This window comes from Burkholderia sp. BCC0405 (assembly GCF_902833075.1).
Classification (GTDB): Bacteria; Pseudomonadota; Gammaproteobacteria; order Burkholderiales; family Burkholderiaceae; genus Burkholderia.
Genome location: NZ_CADFEO010000007.1, coordinates 270,911 through 286,038 on the forward strand (window position 1 = coordinate 270,911; position 15,128 = coordinate 286,038).

Genomic DNA, 15,128 nt, shown 5'->3' on the forward strand with positions numbered 1-15,128 from the left:
GGTTGGCGCTCGCGTGCATCGACCAACCGCGCGCGAACGCCCTTCACCTTCACCTCACGTCACCGCTAGTCGGTGATCGTCGTATTGACGGCCTGCCCGGCGATCGTCACGTTCGTCAGCGTCATCGCGCTCACGTTGAACGCATGGATCGGCCCCGTCGACGTGACCGTCGGCGTGCCCGACGCGACCAGGGTGCCGAAGTCGCAGTTGCTGATCGTCACGCCGGCAATCGGCTGCACGGCCGGCACGGGCGGCGCGCGCCGCCCGTGCGTCACGTCGACGTCGCGCCCGCGCAGCGCGAGCCGCGATATGTGCGCGAGCGACGCGGCGATGCGCGCAGCCGCGCCATGCTCGCCCCAGACGAGGTCGACCGCCGACGCATTGGGCATGTGGCCTCCCGCGAAGGCGCGGGTCGCCGCGAGCGGTCCGCCGAGCACGGCGCCGCCGGCGAGCGCGCCGGTCCAGCCGGTGAAAGCGCGACGCAACGCGCTTCGACGAGGGCGATCGGGCAGGCGAAAACGAACGGCGATTGTTTGCGGCCGTGGGAGCTCCTTCAGTGCATGGGGTATCGACGCACCTGACGGCGGATCGCTATTTGTACGTTGTCGTATCACGATGCGCAGTCTGAACGCGACCGCAGCCGAGCCCGCATTTGTCGCTTATCCTTTTTTAACCGGGATAATGTCTCGAATGTATGCGCTCACTCACATCGCAAAAGAGTAATTTCAGAGATGTGTTGTCGTACATTTATGCGCACAAACTTCAACTGAAACGCCCCGACCGACACCGTCCGCCGGGGCAACGACCTACTCGCCAGCAGCCGCTACCGCACCCGTTGCCGGCTCGCGTCCCGCCGAAGCGGCCGGTTCGAACATCAGCACCAGATCGCCGTGGTAACTCCCATTGGTCGAGGTCGCACCACTGACGGCCGGCGCATGGGCGCTGACTGTCAGGTTGCGCGTTTCGTCGTAGCCGTCAAAGCCATCGTGACCGGGCTTGACCAGCGTGATCGTGCGAGCGGCGCCGGATGCGATTTCCGCGTCGCCCGCCTTGCCCGTCAGCACGACCTTCGCATTGGCCATGTCGTCGCGACCGTTCGTCAGCCGCAGCGGCTGCAACAGCGTGACGTTGATATCGGGGTTCGTCGTGCGCACGCGGATCGGCAGCGTCGCGGCGAACGCCTGCTGCGCACGGTCCGTCGCGTTCAGTTCGACCACGTCGTACCACGCGGAATTGTCCGGCTTCGACACGAACAGGCTGTCGCCGATATGCGCCGTCAGCGTGATCTTCTTGACGACCGCTTGCGGCGACGTCGGGCCTGCATGAGCGATGCCGGCCAATGCGCCGCACACGGCGAGTGCGGCAAGCTGTTTTCCGATCTTCATTGTGCTGCTCCGCATTCTGGATGGATGGTTGAAATCCGATCGCCGACAAGCCGGCCCGCTTCGAGCCCACGATCCCGCCATTGCTGGAAAATCCGGTATTCGCTTATCTCTAAATTAACAAGCAAATCCCCGCGGAATTCGAAATGCCCAGCCGCATGCACGAGCGATCGAATCGTCCGGATGCATTCGTAACCGCGTATCGGATTCCCGCGTCAGCCAGCAACGACAAGCTCGGACGAACACCTCACGCCACGGCGTGCATTAACGATAGGCCACGAGAACCCGGATAAATATCCATGGAAACCTTCACGGTTTTTTTCGGTTTCCATTCACCAGTGCTATCCCCAAATCAAATAAAACACGCACGGTAAGCACCTGCCGTCACGCTCGACAACGTCATCGTCAATCGCAACGGATATTCGCGCGCCGCCATTCGCCTCGGTAATTCCGCCCCTGTTCAGCCCCCCGCCGCCCGCGCTATCGTTTCCCCATCTTCACAGCCCAGGAGCCCCTCTTGTCTTCCCGCCACGGAGTCGACCTCATCCGCGCCCGCGCGCTGTTCGATCGCGAGCGCCGCGCATTCACCGAAGCCATGCCGGTCTCCCGCGCCCTGTCCGCGGAAGCATCCGAGCATCTGCTGTTCGGCGTGCCGTTGCACTGGATGCAGGACTGGTCGACGCCGTTCTCGCTGTACGTGAAGGAAGCGCGCGGCGCGACGTTCACCGACGTCGACGGCCATCGCTACGTGGACTTCTGCCTCGGCGACACCGGCGCGATGTTCGGCCATGCGCCCGAACCGGTCGCGCGCGCGCTCGCCGAACAGGCCACGCGCGGCTACACGACGATGCTGCCGAGCGAGGACGCCGCGTGGGTCGCACGCGAACTCGCGCGCCGCTTCAGGCTGCCGGTCTGGCAGTTCGCGCTGAGCGCGAGCGACGCGAACCGCTTCGTGCTGCGCTGGGCGCGCGCGGCCACCGGCCGCAATACGATCGTGGTGTTCAACGGCTGCTATCACGGCACGGTCGACGACGTGTTCGTCGATCTCGTCGATGGCCGCCCCGTGCAGCGCGACAGCCTGCTCGGGCAGTCCTACGACCTGCTCGCGAACACGCGCGTCGTCGAATTCAACGATCTGGCTGCACTCGAAGCGGCGCTGAAAAGCGGTGATGTCGCCTGCGTGCTCGCCGAGCCCGCGATGACGAACATCGGGATGGTGCTGCCCGATCCGGGCTTCTGGGAGGCGGCACGCGAACTGACGCGCCGCTACGGCACGCTGCTCGTGATCGACGAAACGCATACGATCAGCAGCGGCCCGGGCGGCTACGCGGTCGCGCACGATCTCGAGCCGGACATGCTGGTGGTCGGCAAGCCGATCGCGGGCGGCGTGCCGTGCGCGGTGTACGGGTTCAGCGCGGAATTTGCCGAACGCGCGAAGCAGGCGAAGCTGAACGCGCCGCCCGGCCATTCGGGGATCGGCACGACGCTCACCGCGAACATGCTCGCGATGCATGCGATGCGTGCGACGCTGGCCGAGGTCGCGACCGACGCGGCCTATGCGCATATGTTCGCACTCGCCGCGCGGCTGGCGACGGGGCTCGAACAGGCGATCGCGAAGCACGGGCTGCCGTGGTGCGTGACGCGCATCGGCGCGCGTACCGAGTTTCAGTTCGCGCCCGTGCCGCCACGCAACGGGACGCTCGCCGGCGCACAGCTCGACAGCGAACTCGAACACATCGTGCACCTGTACCTGCTGAATCGCGGCGTGCTGATCACGCCGTTCCACAACATGATGCTCGTGTGCCCGCAGACGACGGCCGACGATGTCGACCGGCTCGTGACGCAGTTCGACGCGTGTCTCGGCGAGCTGGTTTGACGCAGTGACATTCGCGGCAGGCAACGCATCGCGCGCGTGCGGCCGCGATGGGTTGCCTGCCGTGTCGCTCGTGTCGCTCGTGTCGCCTGACAGTGAAACGGACCGCCGCACGGCGAGCCGTTTCCCGTCGCATGCGCATCACGCAGCGGCGTGCTACGCCGCCTTCAACGCCCGCCGCGCCACCTCCGCGAAATACCGCGCCCCCACCGGCAGGATCTCGTCGTTGAAATCGTAGCCCGCGTTATGCAGCGGCACGCCGCCGCGCCCGGCCGCATCGCCGTTGCCGATGAACATGAAATTGCCGGGCACGGCCTGCAGGAACGCGCCGAAATCCTCCGAGATCATCATCGGCTGCACGTCGGCGTTCACCGCATCCACGCCCGCGACCTGCGCCGCCGCCTGCACCGCCGTATCGACCCACTCCGGCGAATTCACCGTCGGCGCGAACTCGTGCGTGTACTCGAACGTGCAGGTCGCGCCGTGCATGCGGCAAACCCCTTCGCCGATCTCGCGCATCCGCGTTGCCAGCAGCGCCTGCACGTCGCGCGAATAGCTGCGCGTGTCGCCCTTGATCGTCACCGTCGACGGCAGCACGTTGCGCAGCCCGTCGGTGATGAACTCCGTGCACGAGATCACGGCCTGCTGGCCCGGATCGAGATTGCGCGACACGATCGTCTGCAGCGCGAGCACGACCTGCGCGCCGATCACGATCGGATCGATGCCCATGTGCGGGCGCGCCGCATGCGTGCCGCGCCCGTCGATCCGGATCACGAAGTTGTCTTCGCTCGCCATGATGCCGCCCGCACGCGTCGAGAACGTGCCCGCGCGCATGCCCGGCATGTTGTGCGCGCCGAAGATCGCGTCGACCGAAAAGCGCTCGAACAGCCCGTCGGCCATCATCGCCTTCGCGCCGCGCCCATGCTCCTCGGCCGGTTGAAAAATGAAACGCACGGTGCCGTCGAAATCCTTGCGCTCGGCCAGCAGTTGCGCGGCGCCGAGCACCATCGACATGTGGCCGTCGTGCCCGCACGCATGCATCTTGCCGGGCGTGCGCGACGTATGTTCGCGGCCTGGCGCGTGCTCGGCGATGTTCAGCGCGTCCATGTCCGCGCGGATGCCGATCGCGCGACGGCCGGTGCCTGCCGTCAGGTTCGCGACGAGCCCCGTGCCGCCGATCCCGCGATGCACGTCGAGCCCGAGCGTCGTCAGGATGCGCGCGACGTAGTCCGACGTGTTCACTTCTTCGAAACCCGTTTCCGGATGCTGGTGCAGATGGTGGCGCCAGGTCTTCAGTTGCCCCTGCAGCGTGCGTTCTTCGGTTGCGTCCATGGTGTTGGCCTCGTCAGTCGGAGTCGATCGGGATCGGTCGTGATGTCGTTCAGGCCGCCACTGCGGCGCGGTCCAGCCAGTCGCGCTGCCGCGCGAGCACGGCGTCGGCCGCCTCGCCCACGCAGCTCCGGTACACGGACGGCGCCGTCGCGCCTTCGGTATTGATCGCCAGCACGCGCGAATCCGCATCCAGCCCCACCTGTCGCGCGAGCGCGGGGTCGCGCATCAGCACTGCCAGCCCCGCGACGCCGGCCGCGCCCGATTCGCCGGCCACGAGCGGCGCATCGCGTTCGCTGCCGGCCGCGAGGCCGCGCATCGCCTGCACCGCGTCCTCGTCGTCGATCAGCATGAAGTGGTCGATGCACAGCTCGAGGAAATCCCATGCAAGCGGCGACGCCTCGCCGCACGCCAGGCCGGCCATCACGGAATCGACGCTGCCGGTCGCCTTCGCCGCCCGCCCCGCGAGCGCGCTCTGGTACAGGCAGTCCGCCTGGCGCGGCTCGACGACGATGAAATGCGGCCGCTGCGCGCCGTCGCGCTCCCACAGGTAACTCGCGACGCCCGCGGCGAGGCCGCCCACGCCGCCTTGCAGCAACACATGCGTGAACGGCCGCCCGTCGTCCTGCGCCGCCTGCGCGGCCGCCTCGGCGGCGACCACGCCATAGCCCTGCATCACGTCGCGCGGAATCGCCTCGTAGCCGTCGTACGACGTATCCGACACGACATACCAGCCGTTCGCCTGCGCAAGCTGCGCCGCGCAGACGACCGACTCGTCGTAGTTTCCCGCGATGCGCACGATCCGCGCGCCGTACGCCGAGATCGCGCGTTCGCGCTCGGCGTCGACGTTCGCATGCAGCACGATCACGCACCCGCAGCCGATCGCCCGCGCGGCGGCGGCGAGCGCGCGGCCGTGATTGCCATCGGTCGCGCTGATCACCGTCAGGCCGGCCAGCTCCGCCGCGTAGCGGCCGGTGACGAGCCCTTGCGGATCGAGATCCTGCGTGCGCCGCAGGCGCTTCACGAGCCGCACCAGTGCGATCGGCGCACCGAGCGCCTTGAAGCTGCCGAGCGGCGAGCGGCACGACTCGTCCTTCACGCTGACGCTCGCGACGCCAAGCCGCGCGGCGAGATCCGGCAGCGCGCGCAGCGGCGTGCGCGCGTGGCCGACGAGCGGCCAGTGCGACAGCCACGCGCCGCTTTCGTCGGCCGACGCGATGTTCATCACGCGGCGCAGCGCGTTCGGATAGGCGGCGCGCGACGCGCGGGGGTTGGCGATCAGCATGGGGCAAGGCTCCGGTGCGGGACCGCGCAGGCGGTCCGTCGGGTGGTTCGGATCGGGCAAGCGCGGGTTGCATTCGCCGTCGGTCCGAAAAATAATATTGCGCATGCCGGTCAACAAAATCGCCAAATCGGTTGCCTGGACGCAAAAATTTCTCATTCTTTCGAGGTTTCGCGCACCATCATGACGACCCCACTCGATGCGTTCGATCGCAAGCTGTTGATGGAAGTGCAGCGCGACGCGCAGACGCCGCAAAGCGAACTCGGCGCACGCGTGAATCTGTCGACGGCGGCGGTGAACCGGCGTTTGAAGCGTCTCGCGGAAGACGGCGTGATCGAGCGCTACACGGCCGTGGTCGCGCCGGACAAGGTCGATCATCCGCTGACGATCGTCGTCAACGTCGAGGTCGAAAGCGAGCAGATCGACCAGCTCGACGCGATGAAGCGCACCTTCGAGCGCTGCCCGCAGATCCAGCAGTGCTACTACGTGACCGGGGAATGGGATTTCGTGCTGATCCTGGCCGTGCGCAACATGGATCAGTACAACGCGCTCACGCGCGAGCTGTTCTTCGCGAACAACAACGTGAAGCGGTTCAAGACGCTGGTAAGCATGAGCCGCGTGAAGGTCGGGCTCGAGGTGCCGGTCGAACCGGGCGAGTGAGCGTTTGCAAACATGAGGCGACCGGCGCACGCCGGCCGCCTCCCATCGACGGCTACGTCAGCGGCAACTGAAGCTCGCCGCCGAATTCACGTCGCCGGAGCCGTTGTAGCGCGCCACCTGCGGATACGGGCACAGCGGCCGCGTACGCCCCGCCCCCCACGATGCGGGCACGTCCGCATTCGGCACCGCGTTCGTCGCATCGCGTGCAGTGGCCACCACCGCACCGGGCGCTTGCCCCTGCTCGACCCACGCGACGAGCGGCGTCAGCAGGTCGAACTGGTCGGCCGCCGGCCCGCCCGAGCAGTGGTTCATCCCCGGCACCGGATAGAAGCGCGCGAAATCCGACGCATCGCCGCCGTTCGCCTGCGCGACCCGCGCATACCAGTCGCGCGTGTCGTCGAACGAAAACACCGGGTCGCCCGTGCCGTGATAGACCAGCAGCTTCGCACCGCGCGCCTTCAGCGCGGACAGGTTGGTCTCGTCGGGCGGCGTCATGAACGACCACGCGGATTGCGTGTACACGCCGCTCGTCGCGAAAATGGCCGGCGCGTCGTTGTCCATGTCGAAACCGAGCGCGAAGCCGGGCACGTTCGCGAGCACCGCCGCGGTTTTCGGCGGCGACATGAACGTGAACGCCATCGCGACCGGATCGAGCGTGATCGAATTCGACTGCTTCCACGCGGCCCAGCCGCTGCCGGCGATGCCCGGATCGTACGGAAAGCCCGCGTAGAGCGCCGTGCCCGCGCTGTTGCGTGCGCCCGTGAACACGTTCTCGAGCGCGGTCTTCTGCGCGGTCGTCAGGCACGCGCCCGTGCGTGTGCCGTTCGCGCAGGTCAGGATGTCCGCATCGACGCTGAAATGCGCCTGGCACGCGGCGACGTCCTGCACCATCCCGTCGGCCGCGCCGTCGAGCGCATCGCATTTCTCGAGGATCTTCGCGCCGACGAACTGGCGCTCCGCATCGGTGAAGCCGCTGCGGATATCCGGCAGCCCGTTCGATCCGGTCGCCGATGCGATCTTCGCGAACTGCTGCGCGCCATACATCTCGCCGATCGCCGCCTTCGGCAGGTGAAAGCCCGGATCGCCCGCGATGATGCCGTCGTAGTCGGCCGGGTTGCGCACCGCCGTGACCATCGCGTGACGGCCGCCGTTCGAGCAGCCGTCGAAATAGCTGCGGTCGGGCGCCTTGCCGTACGCGAGCCGGATCACCTGCTTCGCCATCGGCGTCAGCGCGTCGACCGCGCCGTAGCCATAGTCGATGCGTGCCTGCGGGTCGATACCGAACAGCGGGTTCTGCGCGGCGCTGTGCCCGGAATCCGAGCTGATCACCGCGAAGCCCTGGTTCAGCGCGTCGGTCAGCGGGCCGCCGCCGCCGATCTCGCCCGTTGCCGTCACGACGTTGCCGTCGAGCCCGCCGTTCGCCTGGTAGAAGAAGCGGCCGTTCCACGCCTTCGGCAAGCGCATCTCGAAACCGATCGCATAGGTATTGCCGTCCACCGGGCTCACGCGCTCGTTCATCTTCCCTTCGATCACGCAGTGCTCGGCGATCGGCTTGCCGGCCACCGTGAGCGCGCCGTCGGCCGCGGTCGCAACCGACGTGAACGACGTGTTCGCATACGCCAGCTTCGCGGCGAGCGCGTCGCAGGTCTGCGCCATCGCGGCCGGTGTCGCGGCGCTCAGGTGCGTCGGTACGGAATTCACCGAATCGTCGCCGCCGCAACCGGCGAGCATCGCGGCGGTGAGCGGGGCAATGCAGAGGAATGCAGATTGTCTGTTCAAGATAGCTCCCGTTCGTCAGGCTGCCGGATCAGAACATGTGCCGGACGCCGACCATCGCGCCGAGCTGCCCCATCCCTTCGCCGGGCGTCGTGCCCGGTCCGCCGCCGCTGACCGCGTAGCGCGCATGCGCGCTGTTCCACAGGTACGACGATTGCGCGTAGACGGCCGTGCGCTTGGTCAGCAGATAGGTCGCGCGCAGCGTCGCCATCGTCGCCCGCGTGTCGTGCTCGCTGTTGACGATCCGGTAGCCTTCGCCGTCGACGACGAAATCGGGCTTCACCGCGTACGACGCACCGACGAAGAACAGGTTCGAATGCGCGCCGGGCGCGGCCGGCGAACCGGTCGACACGCTCCGGCCGATCCAGCCCGCGCCGATCTTCGCGCCCGCCGCCTGCGCGTAGGCGCTCACGTGCGTGCGCGCGTCCTTGCCGCCGCTGCTCGTGAAGGCGACCGGCGCGACGCCGTCGAAGAAATTCGCGGCCGCGCCGGTGCCGCCGCGCTGCTCCTCGTACGACGCCGCCGCGCCGAAATACGCGCTGTCGTACTTGAGCATCACCGACCAGTTGCGGCACTGGAGCGCATCGCCCGGCACCTGCCCCGCGCACGTGCCCTGCCCCGGCGAGTTGCCGGTGCCCGCGCCGTCGCGGCCGAACGAATACGCGGCGCCGAGCGTCACGCCGCGGTACGTGCCGATGTAGGTCGCCGCGTTGTCGGCGCGCCCGTTCGGCACGTATGCGTCGAACGAGCCGAGCCCGTAGATGTCGGGGCCGATGATGTCCGCGCCCTGCAGCGCGAGGTACGTCATCGTGTACTGGCGGCCGAACGCGAGCGTGCCGAAGCCGCCCTTCAGCCCGACGAACGCCTGCCGCCCGAACAGCCGGCCGCCCTGCCCAAGATCGCCGCCGCGCACATTGAAACCGCTCTCCAGCGTGAAGACCGCCTGGTAGCCGCCGCCGAGATCCTCCGCGCCGCGCAGCCCCCAGCGCGACGGCAGTTCGCCGGTCACGGCCGGCATCCGCACCACGTGGTCGCCGGCCGCGTTCGCGTGGGACACGAACTCGACGCCCGTGTCGATGATCCCGTACAGCGTCACGCTCGATTGCGCGTGCGCGCCGGTCGAGGCCAGCGCGCACGCGCCGGCCGCCAGCAAGGCTTTGGTGTGCTTCATGGTTAGTGTCTCCAGACCTGCGTCGATATCGCGCTCTGCCGGCGCTCGTGGGTGAAAGTAAAGAAACTCAGTCGTGTGCCTGCGGCCTGCGGATCAGCACCAGCGCCGCGACGGCGGCGACCAGCGTGACGGGGATGCTCGCGCCGATCACGACCGACGCGCTGCGGCCCATTGCGAGCAGCTCGGCGGCCGCGAGCGGGCCGACCACGGAGCCGAGCCGGCCCACCGCGACCGCCGAGCCGACGCCGGTGCCGCGCATCGCGGTCGGGTAGTAGATCGCGGCGAGCGCATACAGCACCGACTGGCCGCCGACGACGAACATCCCGGCCGCGAACGCGGCGGCGGACAGCCATACGAGGCCCGGCGCGATGGCGAGCGCGGCGAGCGACAGCACGATCCCCGCGTACATGCCGCCGACGACCCGCGACGGCCGCATCCGGTCCATCGACATGCCGATGCCGAGCACGCCGAGGCCGCTGCCGATGTTGAAGAAGATCTGCACGATGCCCGCCTGGCTGCGTGCGAGCCCCTTCGCGGCCATCAGCGACGGCAGCCAGTTCAGCAGGAAATACAGCACGATCAGCGTGCAGAAATAGCTGAGCCAGAGCGCCAGCGTCGTGCCGGTGCGCGAGCCGCCGAACAGCGTGTGCGCAACGCCCGGACGCGCGCCGCCCGATGCGCTGACGTCGAGGAACGCGCGCGATTCCGGCAGCAGCATGAGCAGCAGCGGAGCAAGCAGCAGCGGCCCGATGCCGCCGACGTTGAAGATGTGCCGCCATTCGGTGTCGCCGGCCAGCAGCACGCCGATCAGCGACGCGATCACGCCGCCGAACGGAATCCCGCAGTACATCACGGCCACCGCGCTGCTGCGCGAGCGCGAGTCGACCGCTTCGGACGACAGTGCAATGAGGTTCGGCATCGCACCGCCGAGGCCGAGGCCGGTCAGCGCGCGCACGACGACCAGCATCGCGAAGCTCGACACCTGCGCGGTCGCGATCGACAGCAGCCCGAACAGGCAGACCGACGCGATCAGCACGTGCTTGCGGCCGATCCGGTCGGCGAGCCAGCCGCCGAGCATCGCGCCCGGCAGCAGGCCGAACGTGCCGGCGCTGAACGCGAGCCCCATCTGCGAAACCGTGAGGCCGAACTCGTGAGCCATGCGCGGCGCGGCGACGCCGACCGACTGCAGGTCGAGCCCCTCGAGCAGCGCGATCGCGAAACACAGACCGAGCGTCGTCGCGACGGCCGGCCTCTCGGCAACGGAAGTGTCCATGTCGTCTCCAAACCTTGTACCGCGCGTCATGCCGGGACGCATGCGCGGCGTCTTTTTCGTGATCGGACCATGCATCAGAAATTATCAGGTAGCCTGATTCATTGTCCGAAATAAAATCCGCTCGACCAGCCGGTCATGCGGACCGTCATCCCATCGAAGGACGGGACGATTTAATAACAGGTAACCTGATATTTCAAGTGTGCGGTGCGCCGGTGTTAACCCGCAACGCGCGCGGAAGCCGGCCGGGCAAGGCCGTGCGGAACGACGAAGGAAGCGAACGTGCGGTTCAGTCGCGCAGGTTGCGCACGAACAGTTCGAGCGTGCGCTGGACCTGCGCGGCTTCGGCGGCGGTGAGGTCGTCGCCGAGCATCCGGCGCTCGAGCGGCCGCAGCACCCGTTCGCATTCGCGCAGGATCGCCGAACCTTCGTCGGTCAGGCGCAGCAGGATCACGCGGCCATGATTCGGATCGGCCTCGCGCGTGACGAAACCTCGCGCCGCCATCGCGACCATCACCTCGTTGGCGGATTGCGGCGTGATGAACGAGCGCACCGCGAGCTGCGCATTGGACAGCGCGCCGCGCGACTCGAGCACCGACAGCGCCGTGTATTGCGCGAGCGTCACGCCGAGCGGGGCGAGCGCATCGCTCATCTGGCGGCGCAGCAGCCGATCGAGATTGCCGATCAGGTAGGTCAGCCGCTGCTGGGCACGCATGGGCGGCCTGGCCTCGGTGGCACGGGCAGCGCGCTTCGCGCCGGCCGGTTTGACGGGAGTCGAACTCATGAAGGTGTCGGGAGGAATATCGCGGGCCATCTTACCTCACGCGGCCCGCATGGCGGACAGGCTCGCATCGCCTGCTTCGTGGCGACCGGCGCACTGTATACAACACGAGCCAGACTAGCCGGTTTCGCTCGTGGTTTACCCGCTGATTTGCACGATTCCGCTTGAACGCATGGCAGCGATGTATACAATTTTATCAAGTAACCTGATAACTCCGCACGCCTGCGCCGGCAATGCGGCACAGCTCCCGATATCCGCCATGACCGACCTCGACGTTCCGACTTCCGACACCCGCACCGCTTCCCCGTCGCAAACGGTCCGCACGCTGCTCGGCCTGCGCGAACTCATCGTCGGCGGAGAACTCGCGCCCGGCGCACGCATTTCCGAACTGTGGGTCGTCGAGCGGCTCGGCGTATCGCGCACGCCGGTTCGTGCGGCGCTGATCCGGCTCCAGGAGGAAGGGCTGGTCGAGCCGATTTCGACCGGCGGGTTTGCGGTGCGCGCGTTTTCTGCGCGCGAGATCGGCGATGCGATCGAACTGCGCGGCACGCTCGAAGGGCTCGCCGCGCGGTTCGCGGCCGAACGCGGCGTGCCGCCGTCGATGCTGCACGGCCTGCACGCGTGCGCCGACGAGATCGACGTGCTGCTCGCCGGCCCGCTGACCGACGACACCTTCTCGCGCTACGTCGACGCGAATGCCCGCTTTCACAGGTTGCTCGCGGCCGCGGCTGGCAGCGACGTCGTCGCGCGGCAGATCGACAAGGTCGCGACGTTGCCGTTCGCGTCCGCGAGCGCGTTCGTCGTCGTGCAGTCGCTCGATCCGCGCGCGCGCGAAACGCTGATCGTCGCGCAAGCCCAGCATCGCGCGGTGCTCGACGCGATCGAACGCCGCCAGGGCGTGCGCGCCGAAGCGCTGATGCGCGAACACGCGCAGATCGCGCACGACAACCTGCGGCGCGTGCTCGACAGCCAGCGCGCGATGACAAAGCTCAAGGGCGGCAACCTGATTCGCCGCGACGCCGGCTGACCGGCGCGCGGCGCACGACGCGCCGCTCATCCGACGATAGACACGGCGTGAGGACACGCCATGGAGGAGACGCATGTTCCTGAAAAACGCGTGGTATGTGGCCTGCACGCCGGACGAATTCGCCGGCAAGCCGCTGGGGCGGCAGATTTGCGGCGAACGCATGGTGTTCTTTCGCGACGCGGACGGCGCGGTCGCCGCGCTCGAGGATTTCTGCCCGCACCGCGGCGCGCCGCTGTCGCTCGGCACCGTGCGCGACGGCCGGCTCGTGTGCGGCTATCACGGGCTGACGATGGGCGCGGACGGCAAGTGCACGAGCATGCCGTGCCAGCGCGTCGGCGGCATTCCGGCGATCCGCCGCTATCCGGCCGTCGAGCGGCACGGCTTCGTATGGGTGTGGCCGGGCGACCCGGCCCAGGCCGATCCGGCGACGATCCACCCGCTCCACTGGGCCGACGATCCGGGCTGGGCGTATGGCGGCGGTCTCTATCACATCGACTGCGATTACCGGCTGATGATCGACAACCTGATGGATCTTACGCACGAGACCTACGTGCATGCGTCGAGCATCGGGCAGCCGGAGATCGAGGAAGCGCCGCCCGCGACCAAGGTGAACGGCGATACGGTCACGACCAGCCGCTTCATGGAAGGCATCGTGCCGCCGCCGTTCTGGGCCGCCGCGCTGCGCGGCAACGGGCTCGCCGACGACGTGCGCTGCGATCGCTGGCAGATCTGCCATTTCACGCCGCCGAGCCACGTGATGATCGAAGTGGGCGTCGCGCATGCGGGCAAGGGCGGCTATCACGCGGACCCGCGCGACAAGGTGTCGAGCATCGTCGTCGATTTCATCACGCCGGAAACCGAGACGTCGATCTGGTACTTCTGGGGGATGGCGCGCAGCTTCGCGGTGGACGACCGCGCGTTGACGGAGACGATCCGCAACGGGCAGGGCGCGATCTTCGCCGAGGATCTCGACATGCTCGAAGCGCAGCAGCGCAACCTGCTGCGCTGGCCGGACCGGCCGCTGCTGAAGCTGAACATCGACGCGGGCGGCGTGCAGTCGCGACGCGTGCTCGACCGGCTGATCGACCAGGAGCGCGCCGCCGCGCTGCCGTGCTGACCGCATGCCGCACCGCCGCCGCATGGCGGCGCGGCACGCCTACTTCGCCCTTCCCCATGAAAGTCACGCTCATCCGCAAGCTTCCCGTCGCGACCGACATCTGCGCGTTCGAACTCGCGCCGGCAGACGGCACGGCGCTGCCGCCATTTACGGCCGGCGCGCATATCGACATCCACGTCGGCGGCTTCGTCCGCCAGTATTCGCTGTGCAACAGCCCGTCGGAGACGGGCGTCTACCGGCTCGGCGTGCTGCGCGAGCCCGCGTCGCGCGGCGGCTCGCTCGCGATGCACGCATGCGAGCCCGGCACGACGCTCGACATCAGCGCGCCGCGCAACCACTTCCCGCTCGACCCGCGTGCCGCGCACAGCGTGCTGCTCGCGGGCGGCATCGGGATCACGCCGCTGCTCAGCATGGCCGCGCACCTGATCGAGACCGGCCAGTCGTTCGAGCTGCATTACTGCGCGCGCGAGCCGGCGCGCGCCGCGTTCCTCGACCGGCTCGACACGCCCGGGCTCAAGGCCCGCACGCGGCTCTGGTTCGACGACGCGCCGGACGGCCGGCGCATCGATTTCGCGCAGATGCTCGCGAAGCCCGATGCGGGGACGCACCTGTACGTGTGCGGCCCCGGCGGGTTCATCGGCGCCGTGCTCGCGGCGGCCGCGCAAGCCGGCTGGGATCCGGCGAACGTGCATCGGGAGTATTTCGGCGCGGCCGGCTCGGGTTCGGCCGGCGTGGACGCCGCGGCTGTCCCAGGCGAAGACGGTGCCGACCGCGCGTTCCAGGTCTCGCTCGCGCAATCGGGCCGCGTCGTCGACGTGCCGGCCGGCACGACGATCGTCGAAGCGCTGCGCGGCTGCGGAATCGAGGTGCCGGTGTCGTGCGAGCAAGGCGTGTGCGGCACCTGCCTCACGCGCGTGCTGTCCGGCACGCCCGATCATCGCGACGTCTACCTGACCGACGACGAGCGCGCGGCCAACGATCAGATGCTGCCGTGCTGTTCGCGTGCGGCCACGCCGCTGCTGGTGCTGGATCTGTGAAAGTGCGTGCGGCGCGGTGGACGCGCCGCACGCCGCGCGTTCACGCCGACGGCCGGCTTTGAGCCCCGGCAACCGGCAACGACGCCCGGCAACCGGCCTCGACGAGCGCGAGCCGATGCGCGAACGCCGCCAGCGGTTAGTCGAAGAAGTAAGCGCCGACCGAGCGCTTGTCCGTGCGGAACGGATCGTCGCACGGCGCGTCGCCAATGTCGAACCGGCAGCCGTCGAGATCGCCGCTCGCGTCGAGCGGCGCGACGCGCCCGGTCACGAAGCGCGCCGCATCGTCGAGCACCTGTTGCGCGCTCGATGCATCGAGGTCCGTCCATTCGGGCACACGGCGCCACAGCGCCGGTGCGTCGAGCCATTCGTCGATCACGAACAGCATGTCGCGCGGCGGCGCGCGATATCCGGTACTCATCGTGC

General features: G+C 68.4%; 13 protein-coding genes and 1 pseudogene. 5 read left to right on the top strand and 9 right to left on the bottom strand.

The features are described from left to right. Positions 1-266: 266 nt before the first annotated feature. A pseudogene (locus tag HWX36_RS14270) lies at positions 267-540 on the bottom strand (endopolygalacturonase); the annotation flags it as partial. A gap of 266 nt (positions 541-806) precedes the next feature. Further along, a complete protein-coding gene (locus tag HWX36_RS14275; RefSeq protein ID WP_175952723.1) occupies positions 807-1,385 on the bottom strand; it encodes a CS1 type fimbrial major subunit in 579 nt (192 codons plus the stop codon). 514 nt (positions 1,386-1,899) lie between these two features. Between HWX36_RS14275 and HWX36_RS14280 the strand changes: the two genes are divergently transcribed. Then, positions 1,900-3,258 (top strand): aspartate aminotransferase family protein, encoded by a 1,359-nt coding sequence (locus HWX36_RS14280; RefSeq protein ID WP_175952724.1) that lies wholly within the window; start codon positions 1,900-1,902, stop codon positions 3,256-3,258. Between the two features lie 153 nt (positions 3,259-3,411). Here HWX36_RS14280 and HWX36_RS14285 read toward each other — a convergent pair whose 3' ends face one another. Continuing rightward, entirely contained in the window at positions 3,412-4,587 is a 1,176-nt protein-coding gene (locus HWX36_RS14285; RefSeq protein ID WP_175952725.1) for a M20 aminoacylase family protein, read from the bottom strand. Positions 4,588-4,636: 49 nt separating this feature from the next. Next, positions 4,637-5,869, bottom strand: a complete 1,233-nt coding sequence (locus tag HWX36_RS14290) for a diaminopropionate ammonia-lyase (RefSeq protein WP_175952726.1) — start codon at positions 5,867-5,869, stop codon at positions 4,637-4,639. Positions 5,870-6,049: 180 nt separating this feature from the next. On the opposite strand from HWX36_RS14290, the gene HWX36_RS14295 reads away from it, so the two are divergent. Beyond that, entirely contained in the window at positions 6,050-6,526 is a 477-nt protein-coding gene (locus HWX36_RS14295) for an Lrp/AsnC family transcriptional regulator (RefSeq protein WP_175952727.1), read from the top strand. Between the two features lie 57 nt (positions 6,527-6,583). On the opposite strand, the gene HWX36_RS14300 is transcribed toward HWX36_RS14295, so the two are convergent. The 4 genes from HWX36_RS14300 to HWX36_RS14315 all read right to left on the bottom strand — a co-directional run bounded on the left by HWX36_RS14300 (position 6,584) and on the right by HWX36_RS14315 (position 11,527). Then, positions 6,584-8,305, bottom strand: coding sequence for a tannase/feruloyl esterase family alpha/beta hydrolase (locus tag HWX36_RS14300; protein ID WP_175952728.1), 1,722 nt, complete (start codon positions 8,303-8,305; stop codon positions 6,584-6,586). Between the two features lie 28 nt (positions 8,306-8,333). Continuing rightward, on the bottom strand, positions 8,334-9,473 hold the full coding sequence (locus HWX36_RS14305) for a porin (protein WP_175952729.1): 1,140 nt from the start codon (positions 9,471-9,473) through the stop codon (positions 8,334-8,336). Between the two features lie 67 nt (positions 9,474-9,540). After that, complete coding sequence (gene mhpT, locus HWX36_RS14310; protein ID WP_175952730.1) at positions 9,541-10,746, bottom strand: 3-(3-hydroxy-phenyl)propionate transporter MhpT; 1,206 nt, start codon at positions 10,744-10,746, stop codon at positions 9,541-9,543. 286 nt (positions 10,747-11,032) lie between these two features. Then, complete coding sequence (locus HWX36_RS14315) at positions 11,033-11,527, bottom strand: MarR family transcriptional regulator (RefSeq protein WP_175952731.1); 495 nt, start codon at positions 11,525-11,527, stop codon at positions 11,033-11,035. A gap of 256 nt (positions 11,528-11,783) precedes the next feature. Between HWX36_RS14315 and HWX36_RS14320 the strand changes: the two genes are divergently transcribed. The 3 genes from HWX36_RS14320 (at position 11,784) to HWX36_RS14330 (ending at position 14,705) form a co-directional block, all read left to right on the top strand. After that, positions 11,784-12,551 (top strand): GntR family transcriptional regulator, encoded by a 768-nt coding sequence (locus HWX36_RS14320; protein WP_175952732.1) that lies wholly within the window; start codon positions 11,784-11,786, stop codon positions 12,549-12,551. A 73-nt stretch (positions 12,552-12,624) separates the two neighbouring features. After that, on the top strand, positions 12,625-13,668 hold the full coding sequence (locus tag HWX36_RS14325; RefSeq protein WP_175952733.1) for an aromatic ring-hydroxylating dioxygenase subunit alpha: 1,044 nt from the start codon (positions 12,625-12,627) through the stop codon (positions 13,666-13,668). 56 nt (positions 13,669-13,724) lie between these two features. Then, positions 13,725-14,705, top strand: a complete 981-nt coding sequence (locus tag HWX36_RS14330) for a PDR/VanB family oxidoreductase (RefSeq protein ID WP_175952734.1) — start codon at positions 13,725-13,727, stop codon at positions 14,703-14,705. A gap of 136 nt (positions 14,706-14,841) precedes the next feature. Here the strand turns inward: HWX36_RS14330 and HWX36_RS14335 are convergent, their stop codons facing one another. Next, a complete protein-coding gene (locus HWX36_RS14335; protein WP_175952735.1) occupies positions 14,842-15,123 on the bottom strand; it encodes an acyl-CoA dehydrogenase N-terminal domain-containing protein in 282 nt (93 codons plus the stop codon). Positions 15,124-15,128 lie beyond the last annotated feature (5 nt).